This window comes from Legionella donaldsonii, assembly GCF_900452385.1.
GTDB classification, from domain to species: Bacteria; Pseudomonadota; Gammaproteobacteria; order Legionellales; family Legionellaceae; genus Tatlockia; species Tatlockia donaldsonii.
On sequence record NZ_UGOA01000001.1, the window covers coordinates 3,245,749 to 3,263,835 of the forward strand.

Below are 18,087 nucleotides of genomic sequence, written 5' to 3' on the forward strand. Positions count from 1 at the left end.
CGAGCTACATTCTTGCAAACAGTAAAGTGTAATGACTCTTAAAAAGCGGCAGGGGAATTACCTCCCTTGCCTGTGCATTTCATTTCGCGAATCAATCAGTAGAGACCATGACGTCGATCTTCTATCACCTTCTGTTTTATTTTTTTATGAGTCGTTTTAGATTTACTAGAATATTCTTCCCTTGCAGCTACATTCCTGGTTAAAGATTTTATGCTGCCTCTTTTGGATCCTGCGTGCTCTTTCGTTTCTAAAGGAGAAAAAAAGCTGAATAGATTATCACCAGAAGAAGTCTGCTCCGCACTTGCTGATGACACTGTGCCACTTAAGGGTAAACGCTCTTCTTCCTCCTCTTCACACAGGGGAATCTCGAACATAACACCGCCCCATCTTTCAGATACAGCGGTATCATGTCCTGAAGCCGGGAGTTCGATTTTAGCAGAGTCAACCATTGTATCTTTCGTCAGATCGAAATTAAATAGATCGTCTTCCTCGTCTTCGCCGATTGGAATCTCGAATAACAAATCGGCCCATTTATGTGCGGTGGCAGCCTGTTCCGACATTGGCGTTGCGGTAATAGTCCGTCCCACAACTGTGCCTATACTTGGTGCTGAATTAAATGCTTCCTCTTCGTTGAGAAACATTGTGACAGGTGGAGTCGACGTTGAGTCTGAGGACATGAGAGGTTCATCTTGCAAAAAATCAGCCAGGGGCACCCCCATCTTTGCAAGCGCCTTGATTCGCTTAAGTAAACAACTCAAATCACCAGGATGCGTTAGCGTTTCTTGCAAAATAGCTTCCCCGGCCACTGCCGTAGCAAGATGCCTTAGTATTCGCTTCCGATAAGGGATATCCAAATAAATGGGGGGAAATTTTGTTATATCAACAAATCCCCCAAATGAAGAAGACAGATAGACTCCGTCTTCAGGCGCTATTCCAGTAACCCCCTTATATTGCTCATCAGACTGTGTGAGTAAAGTAAATAAGTGCTTTCTAATGGGAGCAACTGTATGAGAAGTAATGACTTGACTCATATAAAGAGGAACATAGTGCCCCAAATTTTTTAACATGGTAATCAAATTAATTAGATTATTTTCAGCCACTTTCATTCGATGATCTAAACAAATGTCTATGAGTGTAATGAAGGCTTCTCCGACTGACGTGACTATTTTTATTGCACTGCCAAACTGATTAAAATCGCCGACATTAACTTCCGTATCACCTAAAACAACCTCGGGAGAATGCTCCCCTGCTGCATCACCTCGGAGGGGGAAATCATACCCGTTTTTTCATCGTATACCGAAAATCGGCAGTAGAGGCATGTTCTTTGGCGAAGTGATGAATAGTCGGTTGCCCGCCAATCGCTAATGGCGATTGAATATATAGCGCACAATTATGAACAGAATGATCTGACCAAAGAACAGGGACAGTAGCTAACAAGAGATGGATATCCGGCGGCAGTGTAGAAGTAACAGCGTATATTTTTTTAATAAACAATTTATATTCGCTCAAACTTAAAGGACTGTCTTTTGTGTAAAGGCTAAATTCATTCAGAATAAGGCGGGTTACCAAAACACTCTCCGGGTCACTGCCTCGTGTGGCATGCGCAATGCTAGCTTCATTGGCAAGGTTAGTGATATGAACAGCCATCCGCTCTACTCGATTTCCTTCCGTTTTACCCCTACTGACATGCCATGTTTGCCCTCTCCATTCCTTAACATGTGATTGCAAGACCTCACCAGATTTGCTGATTGCAATCAATTCTTGTATTTGAATACGCTTACCCATTTCAAAAAAGTCAAAAAAAACAAATAGTGGGCAATTATAGATCAATAAATTAGCAAAATATAGGCAGGGAGGTTAAAATTAGACCTTGATTTAACGAGCGCTGGGGTTAGTCTTAGATTTTGGTGGTAGAAGATATTTCACAGCATAATTAATGTGCCTCAAAGGCACATTATCATACTATCCACGTCATCTTCATTGGGCGCCTTTTCTGAGGGTGTTAGGGCTTCAGGTGGTTCAGCGATATTATTGTTTTTAACTAAAGTGGCTAAATCCGAATAGTTACGCACCAAATATCTAAATTCAGTGGGACTTAAGGAATTTTTATAATCGTCATGTTTCAACAAAATAGCCACCAAATCGCGCTGGCACTCAGCTAAACCAAGCATCCAGTGAGGCAATGTTTTTGGCCTTTTTTCCAAGAGCGTTTTCTTGCAAGTTTCATCTAATAAAATAGCCAGCCCATCTTCTGCATTATCCTGAATACAATTTAAAAATTGAATAAACTGATTCGTAGTAGGCTTGGCCAAGATAGTTGCCAAACGACTTTGCATACGCTGCTGATGCAGCTCTTTTGCTAATTTGGAAGTAAAAGAAAACTCATAATCGTCTTTAACGCCTAAACAAGTACATATTTTAACTATTAATTCCGTGGGTAAACTATCAAACATGGTAATAACCCCTTCTGTTTATTTAGTTAATAATTCCTTAATAAATACATAATTTTTCATTAATAAATTCGTAATATTTCATTAATTTTTAGCCCTTATAATATCACAAAAAATGATAAGAATATTAAATTTTTTTGCTTGTTCACTGACATTTTTTGAGTTATTAAAGAGGAAAAATTATGCCTAAAACAATTGGTACTTTATTTACCGAATCTCGCTTAATTGCAAAAACCATTAATCGTATTACGGTTGAATCAGATCGCGTAGAATTGAATGATTGGCGCAATGAAGCAAAATTACTAGCCAGTCCCGGGGGCTCTTGTTTGTCTTCAACGACCCTTCTGGTTAAAGGGAAGCATGTCCCTACCTATGGATTTGATGGCCGTTGCTATGGCTTCCTATTTAATGCCGAAGAGTGCAACATTTACGATGTGAGTTCTACCGATTCGAATTCAAATAGAATTTCAAAACTGGCTAAACGTACCGAACGGAAAGGTGTAGATATGCTGACATCAAATACCGTAGGAGCAAAAACACTGGATGAATTAGCCGTTGAAGTGAAGGGTGGGCGCGATGGCCAAATGAATGAAATCATGCTCGATGCCTGGAAAAAATCTTGTGTAGGTTTATTTGTTCGTAGAATCGATCTTGAAAAGGCAAGTCCAGAAGGTTTAAAGCATTACTATCAATCGCTATTGGAAATCACTCTAATCCAAAAGTACCTGGTTCAGGCTTTCGAGTATCCAGAAGATTTTAAAATTTGCCAGTACGAAGAACAAACTGGCAGGCTATTAACTACCCCGTCCCTGGAAGACATAAAAACGCAGGCAAGACTCTACGGAATAACGGATAGAACTCAGCCGGAATTGTTTAGACTACTCGATGATAGTCACCGTTTTTTACCTTTGCCGACGCCTGTTACAGTAGGGGCATACCTGGATGCTTATAGCGGTTTTGATATAAGCCTCCTGCGTGATGAAATTATAGCGACTCTTCTTAAAGGGTTTGAGCCCTTTGATGCCAGACCCGTTGATGAACACAGTATCCTTTTAGAACCTGTCGACAGCATTGTGGGTATTTCAGAATCCACGATCCTTGAAACGATCGAACACTGTGTTGAGGTGCAACGCTTGTCGACAAGTACCCAGGCACTCAGTTTAGGAGGCGGTATGTTCGCCGTTAATGCTGAAAGCGGCTCCACAAGCCTTGAGAGTGAGAAAGATGTCATTCTTACGCCTACGCATCGTGATTAAGAAATAAACTGCCGAAACTATGAGGGCAGAGCTCGATTTTGACAATAAAATGCAAACTCAAGCGCTGCCCTCAACTTTTCACTACCGCCAGTGACAAATCCCGTCAATGAATACGCCCCCATAATACCGCAATTAATTTAACTCCCTGTCAGCACAACATATTTCTTTATTATTTATATCTCGCTATCATGCGCCGCTTTTTACAGATAAATTTATAATGCCTCAAAAGAACAATAGCCCTACCCAAACACCAACCGGCTTTTACTGGAGTAAAGATAGTTATTTCTTGAAAGGAGCAGATTTAATCTTTAAAACAAGCGTAACAAGTCTTACGACGTCCCTTATAACAGCACCGATTACCTTGCTATTAAGTAATAAACAGTTAAGTACAACAATAAAACCAACCCCCTTGGCTTTCGCAAAATCCTCTTGGCAAATCTTTCAATCTCAAGCGATAGCTAATCAAAAACGTGGGGCTGTTAGTGTAACCAGCAAGCACATCAATAAGGAAACGGGTCCGGATGGCGTCACGACTGAACAGGCGGAGGAAGCAAAGGCCGAACAACGGGGGAAGGAGTCTTATTATTCCTTCCTCACTTCGTTGACGTTTTCCCAAGCCGATACAGCACTTGGCTCTGTTTTTAATAACCGCGCAAAAATCCTCAGTGGGGGTGTTGTCAAACCGGTCAAATTGACCGGCTATAATATTAGACAACTCTTTTTGATGGGATATCCGGTTAAGTCTCTCTCTAACTTTATGAGTTTTACTGCCTTGCTAACGCTTTCGGACTCAATAACCAATCAATTACCTATTGAAAATTCTGCTGTCGCCAATTTTGTCGGCGGGGGCTTGGCGGGAGCCGTTTCTTCCTTACTGACGCACCCTTTAAATGCCTCCTACGACAGGATTATACTGGGAACCAGAATGGATTCTGAGGCAAAATTAATCCGCGTCTCCAGTTTTTCCTTCTTTAAGGAAAAGATGAACTATGCGAAGACAATTGGTCTGGGCGACATAGCCCAAAATTTTTGGCTGATAACAAGAAATGAACTCCCGGTAAGAATGTTAAGCACCATAACAATCTTTTCAATTATTCAGGGTTTTAACTATCTCATGGGCGACAGGCCTGTTAGTCATTTTTTACCCGCCGATCCCAATAACGAGCCAGGTGGTTCCCAGCTGGTAAAATGATTGTGCAAAACCCATGCAGTCTTTAATTTAAGATGAGTTAGTAGCCTGGGTGGAACACAGCGCAATCAGGGATTCACCTGTCCCCTGATTGCATGGGTTAAAAATGGGTAATCGCAAAGGCGGTCATCGGCTCAACCTGCCCTGTAACCACCCCAACGGTGGTAAAATAGCGTCCATAAAAGCTCAAGGTTTTTTTTCTAGGGGTGGCTTGCATTGAATCGGGTAAATCCTCGACGATTTCCAGGGGTTTTTGCTCTGATTGACGCATCATGGCTTTGGTAAGCTGTATTGCCGCATAGTAGATACTTTCAAGAATGCTGAAAAATGCCACACCAAGGTTAAGCGATGTCAGTTCCTGCCAAAAATAAGTTGATGTGTGAATTTGCCTTTTATCATATCCAATTCCACACTGATCTAACGCATCTGGAACCCTTGTCGTTGGCTGTAACCCTTTTGCTTTTACCCGACGCAACTCATCAAGGGCAGCATGTTTATGTTGCTCGTCTTGAGAGTAGTGACTGTTTACAAAAACTTCATGACCTATTTCAAAATACCGCTCCTGGCAGACAGCATAACTTGCAGCATCGTCTGCCGCCTTTGTAAACACAGGTAAACCTGCAGTAAGCGCAAAATCCGAGCGTTTACATTTAACGGCACAAATAATATTTTGTGCCGGCACATTTTTCGCAAAGGCTTCGTGACCGCTTAAGACATAGCCTGCCATTGCAGGATTAACCGAGAAATCACTCATAATCTTTCCGAGTTGCTGAACCTGCAACGCTTCCATGTCAAAAACATCAATCGGTTGCGGGGTATTAAAATCCTGAGGTAATTCGGCATCCGGTAAGACCATGACATAAATATAAATTTCGGAGTCATAATCCACATGATATTGGTCACATACCGGAAAAAGAGGAGTTGACTCAAGTTTTTTGGCTAAACAAACCACATTATTCATGTCTGCGTCAGTGGCGGCTGTACTTGGCGAAGTTGAATACCGATCATTCGCACTCCGGACGCCGTGCTGCCACCAACTGTCTCCATAGAGATTTAAAAAATTGTTTTTTGATTGAAACCCGTCTTGAAAAATAGTTTTGGGGCTACGGGTATCTGCTCTATAGTACAAGCGCATGCTAAAGCTCCTCAATTTGAGCAAAATAATATCATGTTAAAAAAATAGTTGTCTATTAATCGGCACGTTAAAGTTACCAGGACGGATAAAGCAACCCTCATGGAGAGTTGGGATTCGTAGGAAATTATGCGATCCCCCATTGTTATATTCACTATAAGAGCTAAGATACGCAGCCGTTAAAGATCCTGATTATCACTATTCACTTAAGGTTTATAAATGTTAGTAAATTCCACACTCAAACTCGAAGTCGACAAGCAAACGGTTAATTACGTTTCTGCCTGGTCTGCTGGTCAACCGGCAAAATCAAGCGCTACCATTACGGTTGTACAACACGAAGGCATCATGTATTTAGTGACCAACGCGCATGCGGTAGCCAATTCAACTTATTTAAAAGTAAAATTTAATCAAGGATCTACCGAATTACCTGTAACGCCGGTGTGGGTTGACCCTATTATGGATGTCGCTATCGTTGAGACTACGTCGACTGAGGCTGAAGCCTTTTTGGGAACTAAAGTTAAACCATTAGAAATAAATACGGAATTTCAACCTTCTTCAACGGAAGTAAATGCCTATGGTTATCCCACAGGAGGAAAAAGTCTTTCCTTTACCAAAGGCCATATCTCAAGAACAGAAGTATCCACCATTGCCCATTCTCGCTTACCAGGGATTACAGTACAAACCAGTGCACCCATTAACCCGGGTAATAGTGGCGGGCCGATTACAATAGTGCGGGAAAAACAGGAAGAGTGTATCGGCATCGTCAGCCAGGGAGCCTCTTCACTCAGCAATGTGGGTTATTTTATTCCTGCCTGCACCATTGTACAAACGATAGAAAACTACAAACGCTTCGGTGCACTTAGGGCAAGGCAATTTATTGATTATGTGACCGTCCCTCAAGTCAGCTTTGAGTGGCAAACATTAAAGAATCCATCCCTAAGATCGGAATTAGAGATGCAAGATTCTCTTGAGAGTGAGCCATTGGGCATTCGTGTATCGCAAGTACCACCCAAGTCATGCGCTTATAATCACTTGCGAGAAGGGGATGTGATTCTTGAAATAGATGGCCATCCAATTCATGCTGATGGCAATGTTCAGGTTAAGGAGCTTGAGAATCCTATCTCTTATCTCTATCTTTTACAGCGCAAGAAATACCTCGATGAGATCGAGTTTGTGATTCAAAGAAAAAATGATGTAGGAGAATCTGAAACACTAAAAATTACGATTAGGTTAACGGAACAGTTAGGCCGCAGCATTGTCGGACCCAAGACCGATAAACCGCTCAAATACCACATTCAGCCCTCAGGAAAAAATGGCGGGTATGTTTTTGTTCGTTGCACCCAACCATTGATGGACACATTTACAACAACGTACTCCACCGGGCAAAAAGTCATTGTGGATAAATCCAATGTTCCATCTATGTTTAGTGAATTTTCCAGGCTTTCACCTAAAAGGGATGGTTACGAAATTGTTGTCCTACAAGATATTCTTGTGTCAGAAGACACGGACGGTTATGAAAATTTCGCACTTAACCGTGGGGGAATGTGTGAAAGCGATCGAGTGACTGAGGTCAATGGTGAACCAATAGCAAACTTATGGGACTTGGTAGTCGCATTAACAAAAGACCCAAAGAAACCGTCTTTAGTAAAATTTGCAAATGGCAAGGAATTAGTTATTGCACCTGAAGCCGCGCAAGTACGGGACGCATTAAAATCCAAGTACCAAATTGCATTTTTTACCAGTCCCAAAGTTGCCCCTATCCTTCAATTACCCTTTTTGGATGAGATTAATCGATTGCATGAGGGTGCCGGAAATTCTTCGGCGATGTCTCTCACCAGCTAAATGCCAGGCATGTAGGATCAGCCGTCGAATTGGCGGCTTTGCAGGTTTTGTAGCCTTGATAAAGCGTAGCGTAATCAAGGTTTATCTCTCTCCTGTATAGTAGTTATTTATTTAGATACGTAGAGGCTGATTAACTACAGTTAGTCTGAGCTCTCAACCATAGAGATTGGTGTCGGGCAATGAATACCTTGACCATGCTACTCGTCATCAAGGCTTGTATCTAGGCTTGAATTTTGATTGTTGAATACGATTAGCGCCCTAAAATTCGGTTGATGATCGCGGTAGCCTGATTATCACAAAAGATGGCATCGAGTTCAGGTAAAGTAACACAAGCGATATTGTGACAATATTCCTGGGAAGCTAACTCATCAAGGCATGTTTTTACATCGTTCTGGATCAATGAAATTGTCTGAGCCAATCTCTGGGCGTGATCATGGTTCGTCATTCCTTTATATTGAGCGACTAACTCCATTAATCCTTTCAATACTTGTTGGCGCGCAGCTTGATGTTGTGTGCGTAACTCACAGACTTCTTTCGCCAAATCATGCGTTTCATTATCGCTCGTCATCTCATTGGTATCTTCGATGCATTCAGCAAGGCTCAATCTGATTTTATCATTATCGGCAGGAATAACTGGATTATTGGGCCCCCTGTAAGGGCTATCGTCTGCAAAGGCTACAGTCGTCAGATTGAAACAAATAAATACGATTAATGCCAAGCGATTCATACTATTCCTTAGTGATGACCAGGTTAATTATTGCACTCCATAGAACAGTAGCATAGATACTTTTTTAAAAAAAACACCGGTATAACCGTTCTATAATTATGAAAGCCTAATAATTTTTTTGGAACGCAATGCACGACACTATTGTATCCACTTTGTTGAGTCCAATTACCCTTTTGTTTCTGGTTAATGCATTCTTTTTGATTTTCGTTACCTCGTTTCTTTGGACTATTTTTCTCAACATTCAATTCACGAATGTTCTATTCCATTCGGTTAAGGCAAAGGATAAAGCCCCTCTATTATTGAAGGCCGTGCTCTTTTTCCCTATTGTCCTTGTTGCGTTAATTGCAGAGTACCAGTGGTCTGTATTATCACAAGTCAATTTTTTCCCCCTGGCCAGTTCCTCCTTTGTTCGATTTAATGCGATAGGCCTTCTCGTTGCTGTAATTGCTTTGATTTTTATTAAACATTTGGATAAAAAAATGGAGGTTCCAACGGTTGGGGTTCCTCTTTTTATTATTAGTTATCTTATTGTTTTGTATCTATTTTATTTAATCATTCTTATGGCAACCGTCATTATGCGCTTAAATGCATTCCCTGATGGATTCCTTAGACATGATTCCTTTCCTACTGCACAAAAAATCAATGAATATGTTCTTTTGGGATTATTTTTAATTCATTGGCTTGTTGTGTTCTTCACAGTCTCTTGCAAAACCACGCAGCGCATTCTGGTTTTCTTAGCCTATACCCTTATTCTTGCTTTCGCTTATTCAATAGTTATCTAGCGAACCAAAGCAAACGAAAGGCGTCTTCTCATTTATTTAACAAAAGAACGATGAAAAGCAGGGTTTGCATGCATGGTTATACACGATTCAAGACCTGCCCATAGGTTGTAATTGCTTGATTAGAAAGGTTTTATAAGGGAAGTTGGGAAGGCGGGTTGAATTAATGGATGCATCTGAGCCCTTTCCCTCCAAGCCTCGTTTGCTGCATCGGTCAAAAACATAATTTCACCATCGATATTTTTTTCACCCTCAAAATACAATTTATCAAAAATAGGCTCTTTCAATGGAGTAAAACCCAATTTGAAATAAAATTCACCGGATTTATTTGTTGAATAAAGACTAACTCGCCCTTCGCAGTCAGTGCTTAAGCTGTATTCAAATACTGCTTGGACAAGGACAGTCCCCAGGGCATAAGCGCCCCGTTTTTTGGATTCGATAGCATCGATGGCAATAAAGGGCAAATTCACGTAAGCGGGCTCTAAATGGGGCGATTTTGTATGGTAAGCAAAGCGGGCGTAGGCTACATCCTGCCCATTTGGATCGATTAATACCAAATGAGCCGTCCCTTCTACATTATCTGAAAAGACATGATATAAATTCAACTCAAGAGGAGCAGCCTTTATACCACTTTTCGACTCCACTCTCATTTCACACAGTCTAATGAATTTAAATGAACCGATTGAATGAACAGGCTTTCCAGTTTTTTTTTCTAAGTACCCGGCTAAAATAGCGTGTAGGGTAGTCTCCAAGCTATTTGAACAAGTCGTAACAGTTATTACCTCTTTTTCAAACGTCTGGCAATAAGACAATACTTTTGGCAAATTCCTTATTTGTTGTGCGGAGTCAGACTCCGCATCGCTCCAGAATCCTTTGGAAATCTGGGTTACTTTATACATTGTTCATTCTCATTTTTTAATAAATACATTGTAACAAACGATATCGAGTAACGTCACCAAAAGTCAGCGTTACTCGAACAGTCAAACGACTTATTGGTTACAGTATCAAAGGTTTCGATATTGATTTTTTAAAAGTAACAATCAAATTTGAATCCTTTGTTTTTGTGGTCATAGAGTTCGGATCATACCCCTTTGGTAGTTGAAATACTTGACTGTAATTGCTCTGAGAGTAGCTCACACTCTTGCTATTGTTTTGTTCTTGCGTAATTTTTTGCGTGACCTTTGCGCTAACGATTAATTGACTCTCTTTCACAGAAACATTGACTTTGCTACCAGCCCCTTCGGGTAATTTAATTTTATAGGTAATGTCATTTTTGCCTTCTTTAATTTCAACAGTATTTGTACTGCCAGGCTGACTCATCAAGTGATGTTGCATCTGTGAAAATTGACTCTTCATAAATTGATCCATTGCCCTTTGCATTTGATCCATTTGCTGCCAAATAGCATGAGGGGATTGAAAGAAAGCATCATTATCAAAGGGATCCTGGCTTATTTGCGGATTACTCTTTTGCACAGGATTATTTTGCTTTGCATCAAGGGCCATGGCTCCTTCAGATACCATCATGATAAGAGGAACAGAAATTAAAATAGGAAGCAGTTTATTTTTCATATAAATCTCCTTTCTAAATGGAATATCAAACCTTCACGTCTTTGAATAGACCTCTATGCACAAATAGCCATAACGCTATTTTAAGTTCTCTTTCGCTTTGTTTGCCTTCAAAAGAGTATTTCCTATGTCGAGGCTAATTCGACAATTTCAAGTCATGCATCGCACACAGAACAAGGACGTTAAAATCCTTAGGAATAGCATCCACTGGGAATGAAATGAATTGGCTTCATGACCTGTTGATTGGCATCGATAACCCTTGATTACCCGACGCTACACGGCCTTTCCTGACGGGATGTAAAGTTCGACAGATAACCCTTTTGGCAGAATGTATCTTGTGCTTCTTTCAGGGGTGAAATGCGGGGTAGAAAGGTAGGGGTTCAGGGCTTGAGTTTTGGTTGTCGAATACATGATTCAAGCCCTGACCAACCCTTTTTAAGTAAAAAGGTATCCTTTAATTTGAGGCTGCTCCGATGCACTTTCAACCAGTGAGTCCTCTGCTTCTTTTATGCCGTCCAGCGATTTAAGGCTAAAGAAAGCATCCTGGTATCTTCCGCAGCTGATTTTTTTAATAGCCGTATTGGTGAGATCTTTCAGTAAATTCTGAAGATAAACCTTCCAGCCCAGCTCTTTACTCAATACGAGTTTTGCGCCTTCTATTGCCCCTTTGCAAGATGCTTTAAACCAGTCATCAGCGGCTACCTCTTCAATGCTATCGTCCAGAAGATACTCTTTGTACTTAGTTCGATAATTAACTAGCTCCATATATAACTCGCCAGCCTTCTCTTTAGCATCCTCATGTTGAAACTCAGTTGTCAGTATTTTTTGGGTCAACCCATTTAGCGCTGTTTCTATAGGCGCTAATTTAGCAGCAATATCTTTTTTCCGATTTTCCTGATTTAAATAGTGTTTTAGCCCTCCCAGGCTACATGCTTCAATTTGAGCAATCTTTTCTTCTTCGGTGAGCATGTAATCGCTGAGAAAGGTACTCGCATAGAAAAAATATTTTTCCAGTTTATGTTGAACATATTTACTTTTTTTAGTAATCCATTGCATATCAAAATAATCGGATACGTTCTTATTTTTCTTTATCGAAGCCAATGCACGATTATCAATATTGTCAGGTAGTTTCTCCTGTTGAGAGCTTCTCATTAGGGGTGCCGGAGTAACTTTTTTCCAGTTGTGCTTTGTTTCCCACCCCCCTACCTCGGGCTCGGCCTTGCGAAGGAAATCATGAAAATCAGTCCCTGGTTCTAAATCACGATAATAATAGTCTTCTATATGGGACAGCATAAAGGCATCCTCAATCGCAAAGACACCGCAACTATAACCATCTCTTTGGCGTTGGACAGGCATATAATAAATACTATTTTTAATGCCCTGGAAATTTAAGGCCTCTTCCAGGACAGATAACGCCTCTTCGTTGTGGCTATCAACAGATAGGGAGTCTGCACTGAAGATACTAACGCTGCCATTAGCTATTTTAATATCCAGGCAAAACCCATGCGACGTAGGATTTTGGCCATCCTCCTCACAAAAAACAACCCGAAATCGACAGGACATATTCGCTTTCGCGGCTTGAGTTACAATGCCCGCCAGCTCATGTCTATCACTCTCTGTATTACTGGCTGCAAAAATAGCAGGGGAAGAATTCCTTCGTGAATGATGTACCCTTCCTGCTATCGCTAATTTTGTACTGGAATAGCAAAGCATTCCAAGCTTCATTAAGTCGTTAAGACGCGCCCCATAATCTGCCATGTTCTTTACTGCCCTATGAATAGTTCAATTTATTTGTTCAATTATAAAGCAAATAAGTAAATTTTTGAATGGGTAAAATTACCCATATTGGTAATAAATGGGTCTTGCATGCCTAATATTGATGATTAGAACCCAAAATTTGTGAGCATTGAAAAAAACATTTGCATTTGACTCAAATTTCAGATTAATCTGAAAAGGACTCAATAAGGAAAGGAGCTCACCATGGGTAACAAGAAAGTAACCTCTCGTCCTGTTAATGGAATTACTCGACCTGAACAACCTTACACTAATCAGGGAGCACCGCTTTTTTTTAATCAAAGACCCACACCCCCAGCCTTGGAAGCTGGCCGCCACCAGGAAGCCCAGCAAATACAGGAAATACAACCAGCACAAGAAGAACAACAAGTAGAACCCGTTGAAGAACTCCGCTTAGAAACCACGACTGACATTTTATTATTTGCCATTTGGAAAGAATTAAAAACTCGCAATGTGATTGAATTTGCGAAGGTTCAGGCGGAGCAAGAAAAAGAACAAAAAAAATTGCAAGACGCTGAAGAAATGCAAGCGCTTGATGAGGCTCGGTTCGAAGAGATCCGATCATCCATGTATCTTTGATTTAACCGTCTCCCTAACCAATTAACAGGCCACTGTTAATTGGTTTTTTTCCCTATCGCGAGTAGCCTGATGTGGGAGCGAAAACAAGGTATTCCCTAAGAGCAGAAATCGGATTTTGATTGTAAGTACAAGTTTCAAGCCCTGATCCCATTGCATGACAGGGTTAGGGTAAAATATAGATTACTAGAGCAAATAGTCCTGCTACGGCAACCAGGGGATGAAGAGCGACTAGTACCTTGGGTGCATAGATCTTCTTTTCAGCAAGGATGACCAAGATTAAACCGCCTAATGCCCCAAGCGTTAACAGTACTAAACTGACAATGAGCAAGGGGGAAAAACTGGTCATCAAGGCAACGACGTCAATGTATACAAGGATCAACCCACATGCCGCCAAAAAACCGTGCCACGCCCGAACCGTTTTATTGGGGCTTCTGTCTTGTAATATCGGAGGTAAGATACCTAAACCTAAAGAGACAACAAAAACAAAGATAATAAGGGCTGATATTAACATAGGATCTCCTGAAATCTATGTTAACAGCATCTCACTATAACTCATCGAAGGGAAACCCTGGTAGTTGCTTTAATTCTCTTTGCGGCTGCGTTGCAACGCTCGTAAAGGTCTGGTCCTGCCCTTGAACGATCCCTTGACGCTTTCTTGATATTCCTACCATTTATCCCAATAATGAAACTATTATCTGGAATACAGGCCGCAAGCCTGAAGGAATACTAACTAATGGAACCAGTAAGCTTGCATTCCCTATTATTATATATACAACATGGCATTTCATTTTGTGGGGTGCTTGTTATTCTCATTGGTGTTTTAACCGCATTATTTCGCTATATTTCCCACCCATTTTATAACTCTGATACCACCAGCAAAATGGATATCAATCAAATTCGATTGCGATTAGGTCGAGTATTAACATTAGGTTTGGAGTTTATTGTCGCTGCCGACTTAATCGGAACAACGACTACCCCGGATTATTATTCGGTTGGTATCGTAGCCAGTATTGTTTTAATACGAACCTTATTAAGTTATACCTTAAACCGTGAAATAAATGACATTAGCCGTCAGGAAAATCAAAATAAAGCACTGGCGTGACGAAATTTATTGTCCTGAATTTAATTATTCGCAGGCCTTGATGCATCGCGTGCGGAATCAAGGGTTACTGATTTTCATCCAATATAGAAAAATTTAGGGAACTGTGATAGCGTTCGTATGCAACTATTTGTGTATTCTATTTTTTCATAGGGAGATGTGAAGTGAAATATGCGTTGAGTTCTGCACTGGTATTGAGTCTGGTAGCGAGTGGTGATGCGCTTGCTCTTTCCAAGGAACCCAGTTTGTGTGAAGGTTCATCCGCACTATGCGCCATGATAACTCCAGGCGGTTTATACGCCAATGTAACGGGTTATTATTTCCGTCCAAGTGAAACAGGTATTGGCATGGCTACCGACAGCTGGCAATATGGCTCCGCTGCCGGTGGTATTAGCGCCGTTAGCAAACCTGCAGATCCTGATGGAAAATGGTCCGCCAGTTTTCTGGTAGGGTATGACATTCCTGATTCAGCCAATAACATTGAACTTTCCTATTTATATTTAAATAATAGGAATCATGCTGTAAATACCAATGGCGATGGTCCGATAACCTTTGGTGCCATATTTTTTCCTGATGTAACCTTTCCCTTTGCTCCTGGGCAAAACTTTGTCAGTGACGCGCAACTACGTTACCGACTCGATCAGGTTGACCTGACAGTAGGCAGAACCTATATCGATTATCAAGGACAGTTTATGCTTCATCCCAAAGTCGGTGTGCGTTATGCAAAACTGGATCATGAGTTTACCTTTTTAGCTCCGGGAAATGTGATGAGCGAATTTAGAGGTGCAGGTCCTTTGCTGGGGATGGATGGTCGTTACTCCTTGTTTCAAAGCAATTTTGGCCTGGTGGGGAATTTTGAATATGCTCCCATTGTTGGAAACATCAACTCTCATTCCTTTTTAAATTTTCCCATCTACGTCACTTATTCTTCTCCGAAGCGTGATCGGATAGTGAATAGCTTCACAGCCAAATTGGGTATCGACTATAACTATACTTTTAGGAATAGTGGCTATGCCGCAGTTGAAGTAGGTTATCAGGTGAATCAATACAATAATGCCATGGACATGATCCGCGGTAATTATGCTGTTGCAGGCGCCCAAAAAGTTGCAGGCGTGGAAACCACCACTTTCAATTTCCATGGCCCTTACGTTAGCCTTAGCGTACATGCCTAATCTTTTAATGTGCGTCAGAAATCCCTGGCGCACCGTTTCCCCCTAATGTCGACAAGGTAAATTGTCAGTTTGGCTAACATGATTAACTGACTCTATTGGTACTTTTATAAGCAAGACGACGTAAGAAATTAAAAGTATAGGTCATCCCTGATCCCATTGATGCGCACAGATTGACCCTCAAGTGTTTGTTATGACCGATTTAAAAACAGGCTCAGTCTCAAAAAACCCGAACTTGGTATCTTGATAAAAACTCACTTCGCCTGTTGAAATATCATGATGGCCTCCAACAATTCCGCATTCGCCTGCGTCAATGAGCTCTTTTAAAATAGGGCTGGACTCCATAACTGCCTGTACGGTTCTATGGATATTAATTGCAGTAACCTTTTCCACAAACTGTTCGTTACTTGAATTTCGGTTTCCAACAGTCTCTTTTTCAGCGCTAACAGCGGGTTGTATTTTACTTAACAAGGCGGTCAAATTACCCATTTCTACATCATCACAGGCGCCTTTTATTGCACCACATTTTGAATGTCCTAAAACCACTATGATCTTTGCCCCTGCTACTTTGCAGGCAAATTCCATACTGCCTAAAATATCTTCATTGATAATATTTCCTGCTACCCGTACGCTAAATACATCGCCTAAACCCTGATCAAATATCAACTCGACCGAGGTACGGGAGTCAATGCAACTTAAGATAATTGCAAAGGGATGTTGTCCATCAGAGGTTTCATTAACCTGCTGCAAAAGGTTACGGTTAACTTTTAAGTTATTTACAAATCGTTTATTGCCTTCTTCCAATAAATGCAATGCAATTGCAGGTGTAATAGCCGCTTGCATTTCTTTGGTCAATGTTTTCATCTTTATGCTCCTACATCGGGTCTAAGTATTAGACGGGCTCAATAAAATCTATCGTTTCAACAGTAATGTTTTTCAGTTTTGCGTTTATCTTATAATCACGGAGATACTCAATAACATCGTAGGCAATAGACTTTGAGTTTGAGCAATCAATAATTACTTTTGAATAAGGCGGGATGGCATCGAGGGCTTGAATGATGCTGGCCTTATTAAAGAAAGAAACCTCTTCTGCCAATACGAGCTGATGAACCGCCTGTTCATTTTCCCTGGTGATCGTCTCTTTCATAGAATAGGCATTGTAATAGCTATGGCGTAAGGTATAAAAAATACCAAAAGCCAGGCCGATACAAATTCCTTTGAGCAAGTCAGTTGCCACAATACCCACAACCGTTGCAATAAACGGGACAAATTGCTCTGCGCCCAATCGATACAACTGTTTAAACAGTACAGGTTTAGCCAGCTTATAACCAATTAAAATTAATATAGCCGCCAGGCTTGCAAGGGGAATCAAATTTAGGAATTTAGCAATAGTGGCAGCGCTGATTAACAGGAAAAAACCATGAACTATTGTAGAAAGCTTGGTTTTTCCACCAAAAGTAATGTTTGCAGTGCTACGCACAATGACTTGGGTAATCGGTAATCCACCACACAGCCCAGACACTAGATTACCCAATCCCTGCGCTTTTAGCTCCCTGTTTGCTGGGGTCACTCTTTTTAAGGGATCTAACTTGTCAGTCGCTTCTACGCAAAGCAATGTTTCCAGGCTTGCAACAATGGCTAAAACAATAGCAGTTTTCCACACCTGGAGATGCGTTATTGCAGAAAAATCCGGTAAAGTAAATTGTTTGAAAAATTCCATTACATTATCCGCAACAGGGAGATTCACCAAATGGTCTGGGCCCAAACTAAAATTCAAGGTTTTTGATTGGAACAGCAGGTTCATCGCAATCCCCATTAAAACAACGACTATAGGTCCTTGTATTAATTCAAAAACCTTATGTTTTTTTGTTAAAACGGTTTCCCAAAGAATCAGCATTGCTAATGATAAGATTGAAATTAAAATTGCACCTGGTGTAAACGCATGGAATGCACTACTAATAGACGCAAAGGTGGTTTCCCCGTCCACTTGAAAGTCTGAAAGGTCGCCAACTGCCTCATTATCATAACCCAGGGCATAGGGAATTTGTTTTAAAATAATCAAAAGCCCTATACCCGTTAACATCCCCTTTATGACTGAAGAGGGGAAAAAATAAGCAATAAATCCGGCTTTTGCATAGCCCATGAGCATTTGGATAATACCGGCTAAAATAACGGCCAGTAAAAAGGCAGGCCAAGACCCTAAGGTATTGATGGCCGTAAGTACAATAACAGCCAACCCCGCAGCAGGTCCGCTAACGCCCAATTGGGAGCCACTGGCTATACCAACTACTATGCCGCCGACGATCCCGGCTATAATGCCTGAAAATAAAGGTGCACCGGATGCCAGGGCGATACCAAGGCATAATGGGAGGGCTACAAAAAAGACAATGATGCCTGCCATAAAGTCACTTTTGAATTCTTTGAACATATTAAATAACTCCATGGATGCGCCTATCGCCCCTGGTTATTGGAGGCTTCCGTGTTAAACGTCTAGAGCATAATGTC

Annotated in this window: 18 protein-coding genes; 7 read left to right on the plus strand and 11 right to left on the minus strand. The window is 41.1% G+C overall.

What is annotated here, in order from left to right:
• Positions 1-95: 95 nt before the first annotated feature.
• From DYC89_RS14695 to DYC89_RS14705, 3 genes are all read right to left on the minus strand, one after another.
• The gene (locus DYC89_RS14695) at positions 96-1,106 is read right to left on the minus strand and encodes a hypothetical protein (protein ID WP_115222462.1); all 1,011 of its coding nucleotides are present in this window, start codon (positions 1,104-1,106) and stop codon (positions 96-98) included.
• A gap of 166 nt (positions 1,107-1,272) precedes the next feature.
• A complete protein-coding gene (locus DYC89_RS14700; RefSeq protein WP_115222463.1) occupies positions 1,273-1,785 on the minus strand; it encodes a hypothetical protein in 513 nt (170 codons plus the stop codon).
• Between the two features lie 158 nt (positions 1,786-1,943).
• A complete protein-coding gene (locus DYC89_RS14705) occupies positions 1,944-2,453 on the minus strand; it encodes a hypothetical protein (RefSeq protein WP_115222464.1) in 510 nt (169 codons plus the stop codon).
• Between the two features lie 179 nt (positions 2,454-2,632).
• On the opposite strand from DYC89_RS14705, the gene DYC89_RS14710 reads away from it, so the two are divergent.
• The gene (locus DYC89_RS14710) at positions 2,633-3,706 is read left to right on the plus strand and encodes a hypothetical protein (RefSeq protein WP_115222465.1); all 1,074 of its coding nucleotides are present in this window, start codon (positions 2,633-2,635) and stop codon (positions 3,704-3,706) included.
• 217 nt (positions 3,707-3,923) lie between these two features.
• Positions 3,924-4,898, plus strand: coding sequence for a hypothetical protein (locus DYC89_RS14715; protein ID WP_115222466.1), 975 nt, complete (start codon positions 3,924-3,926; stop codon positions 4,896-4,898).
• Positions 4,899-4,995: 97 nt separating this feature from the next.
• Here DYC89_RS14715 and DYC89_RS14720 read toward each other — a convergent pair whose 3' ends face one another.
• Positions 4,996-6,030 (minus strand): hypothetical protein, encoded by a 1,035-nt coding sequence (locus DYC89_RS14720; RefSeq protein ID WP_115222467.1) that lies wholly within the window; start codon positions 6,028-6,030, stop codon positions 4,996-4,998.
• A gap of 216 nt (positions 6,031-6,246) precedes the next feature.
• Between DYC89_RS14720 and DYC89_RS14725 the strand changes: the two genes are divergently transcribed.
• Positions 6,247-7,869: a S1C family serine protease gene (locus tag DYC89_RS14725; RefSeq protein WP_115222468.1), complete on the plus strand. Its 1,623-nt coding sequence runs from the start codon at positions 6,247-6,249 to the stop codon at positions 7,867-7,869.
• Between the two features lie 250 nt (positions 7,870-8,119).
• Here the strand turns inward: DYC89_RS14725 and DYC89_RS14730 are convergent, their stop codons facing one another.
• A complete protein-coding gene (locus DYC89_RS14730) occupies positions 8,120-8,596 on the minus strand; it encodes a hypothetical protein (protein ID WP_115222469.1) in 477 nt (158 codons plus the stop codon).
• Between the two features lie 128 nt (positions 8,597-8,724).
• Between DYC89_RS14730 and DYC89_RS14735 the strand changes: the two genes are divergently transcribed.
• The gene (locus DYC89_RS14735; protein ID WP_115222470.1) at positions 8,725-9,378 is read left to right on the plus strand and encodes a hypothetical protein; all 654 of its coding nucleotides are present in this window, start codon (positions 8,725-8,727) and stop codon (positions 9,376-9,378) included.
• Between the two features lie 119 nt (positions 9,379-9,497).
• Here DYC89_RS14735 and DYC89_RS14740 read toward each other — a convergent pair whose 3' ends face one another.
• From DYC89_RS14740 to DYC89_RS14750, 3 genes are all read right to left on the minus strand, one after another.
• Positions 9,498-10,274: a hypothetical protein gene (locus DYC89_RS14740; protein WP_115222471.1), complete on the minus strand. Its 777-nt coding sequence runs from the start codon at positions 10,272-10,274 to the stop codon at positions 9,498-9,500.
• Positions 10,275-10,371: 97 nt separating this feature from the next.
• Positions 10,372-10,944 (minus strand): Hsp20/alpha crystallin family protein, encoded by a 573-nt coding sequence (locus tag DYC89_RS14745; protein ID WP_115222472.1) that lies wholly within the window; start codon positions 10,942-10,944, stop codon positions 10,372-10,374.
• Between the two features lie 432 nt (positions 10,945-11,376).
• Positions 11,377-12,699 (minus strand): hypothetical protein, encoded by a 1,323-nt coding sequence (locus DYC89_RS14750; protein ID WP_115222473.1) that lies wholly within the window; start codon positions 12,697-12,699, stop codon positions 11,377-11,379.
• 222 nt (positions 12,700-12,921) lie between these two features.
• On the opposite strand from DYC89_RS14750, the gene DYC89_RS16565 reads away from it, so the two are divergent.
• Complete coding sequence (locus DYC89_RS16565; RefSeq protein ID WP_181879425.1) at positions 12,922-13,314, plus strand: hypothetical protein; 393 nt, start codon at positions 12,922-12,924, stop codon at positions 13,312-13,314.
• 163 nt (positions 13,315-13,477) lie between these two features.
• On the opposite strand, the gene DYC89_RS14760 is transcribed toward DYC89_RS16565, so the two are convergent.
• Complete coding sequence (locus tag DYC89_RS14760; protein WP_115222474.1) at positions 13,478-13,825, minus strand: hypothetical protein; 348 nt, start codon at positions 13,823-13,825, stop codon at positions 13,478-13,480.
• Between the two features lie 222 nt (positions 13,826-14,047).
• Between DYC89_RS14760 and DYC89_RS14765 the strand changes: the two genes are divergently transcribed.
• Positions 14,048-14,416 carry a DUF1622 domain-containing protein gene (locus tag DYC89_RS14765; protein WP_115222475.1) on the plus strand — a complete coding sequence of 123 codons (369 nt, stop codon included), beginning with the start codon at positions 14,048-14,050 and terminating at the stop codon, positions 14,414-14,416.
• A gap of 161 nt (positions 14,417-14,577) precedes the next feature.
• The gene (locus DYC89_RS14770) at positions 14,578-15,585 is read left to right on the plus strand and encodes an Lpg1974 family pore-forming outer membrane protein (protein ID WP_115222476.1); all 1,008 of its coding nucleotides are present in this window, start codon (positions 14,578-14,580) and stop codon (positions 15,583-15,585) included.
• A 177-nt stretch (positions 15,586-15,762) separates the two neighbouring features.
• Here DYC89_RS14770 and DYC89_RS14775 read toward each other — a convergent pair whose 3' ends face one another.
• Together DYC89_RS14775 and DYC89_RS14780 are read right to left on the minus strand one after the other, a co-directional pair.
• Positions 15,763-16,446 carry a carbonic anhydrase family protein gene (locus tag DYC89_RS14775; RefSeq protein WP_115222477.1) on the minus strand — a complete coding sequence of 228 codons (684 nt, stop codon included), beginning with the start codon at positions 16,444-16,446 and terminating at the stop codon, positions 15,763-15,765.
• A 28-nt stretch (positions 16,447-16,474) separates the two neighbouring features.
• Positions 16,475-18,010: a SulP family inorganic anion transporter gene (locus DYC89_RS14780; RefSeq protein WP_220271779.1), complete on the minus strand. Its 1,536-nt coding sequence runs from the start codon at positions 18,008-18,010 to the stop codon at positions 16,475-16,477.
• Positions 18,011-18,087: the final 77 nt, after the last annotated feature.

Bases quoted from the DNA above. Each gene is read 5' to 3' on its own strand.
- DYC89_RS14695 (WP_115222462.1), bottom strand. From the start codon at position 1,106: ATGAAAGTGGCTGAAAATAATCTAATTAATTTGATTACCATGTTAAAA.
- DYC89_RS14700 (WP_115222463.1), bottom strand. From the start codon at position 1,785: ATGGGTAAGCGTATTCAAATACAAGAATTGATTGCAATCAGCAAATCT.
- DYC89_RS14705 (WP_115222464.1), bottom strand. From the start codon at position 2,453: ATGTTTGATAGTTTACCCACGGAATTAATAGTTAAAATATGTACTTGT.
- DYC89_RS14710 (WP_115222465.1), top strand. From the start codon at position 2,633: ATGCCTAAAACAATTGGTACTTTATTTACCGAATCTCGCTTAATTGCA.
- DYC89_RS14715 (WP_115222466.1), top strand. From the start codon at position 3,924: ATGCCTCAAAAGAACAATAGCCCTACCCAAACACCAACCGGCTTTTAC.
- DYC89_RS14720 (WP_115222467.1), bottom strand. From the start codon at position 6,030: ATGCGCTTGTACTATAGAGCAGATACCCGTAGCCCCAAAACTATTTTT.
- DYC89_RS14725 (WP_115222468.1), top strand. From the start codon at position 6,247: ATGTTAGTAAATTCCACACTCAAACTCGAAGTCGACAAGCAAACGGTT.
- DYC89_RS14730 (WP_115222469.1), bottom strand. From the start codon at position 8,596: ATGAATCGCTTGGCATTAATCGTATTTATTTGTTTCAATCTGACGACT.
- DYC89_RS14735 (WP_115222470.1), top strand. From the start codon at position 8,725: ATGCACGACACTATTGTATCCACTTTGTTGAGTCCAATTACCCTTTTG.
- DYC89_RS14740 (WP_115222471.1), bottom strand. From the start codon at position 10,274: ATGTATAAAGTAACCCAGATTTCCAAAGGATTCTGGAGCGATGCGGAG.
- DYC89_RS14745 (WP_115222472.1), bottom strand. From the start codon at position 10,944: ATGAAAAATAAACTGCTTCCTATTTTAATTTCTGTTCCTCTTATCATG.
- DYC89_RS14750 (WP_115222473.1), bottom strand. From the start codon at position 12,699: ATGGCAGATTATGGGGCGCGTCTTAACGACTTAATGAAGCTTGGAATG.
- DYC89_RS16565 (WP_181879425.1), top strand. From the start codon at position 12,922: ATGGGTAACAAGAAAGTAACCTCTCGTCCTGTTAATGGAATTACTCGA.
- DYC89_RS14760 (WP_115222474.1), bottom strand. From the start codon at position 13,825: ATGTTAATATCAGCCCTTATTATCTTTGTTTTTGTTGTCTCTTTAGGT.
- DYC89_RS14765 (WP_115222475.1), top strand. From the start codon at position 14,048: ATGGAACCAGTAAGCTTGCATTCCCTATTATTATATATACAACATGGC.
- DYC89_RS14775 (WP_115222477.1), bottom strand. From the start codon at position 16,446: ATGAAAACATTGACCAAAGAAATGCAAGCGGCTATTACACCTGCAATT.
- DYC89_RS14780 (WP_220271779.1), bottom strand. From the start codon at position 18,010: ATGTTCAAAGAATTCAAAAGTGACTTTATGGCAGGCATCATTGTCTTT.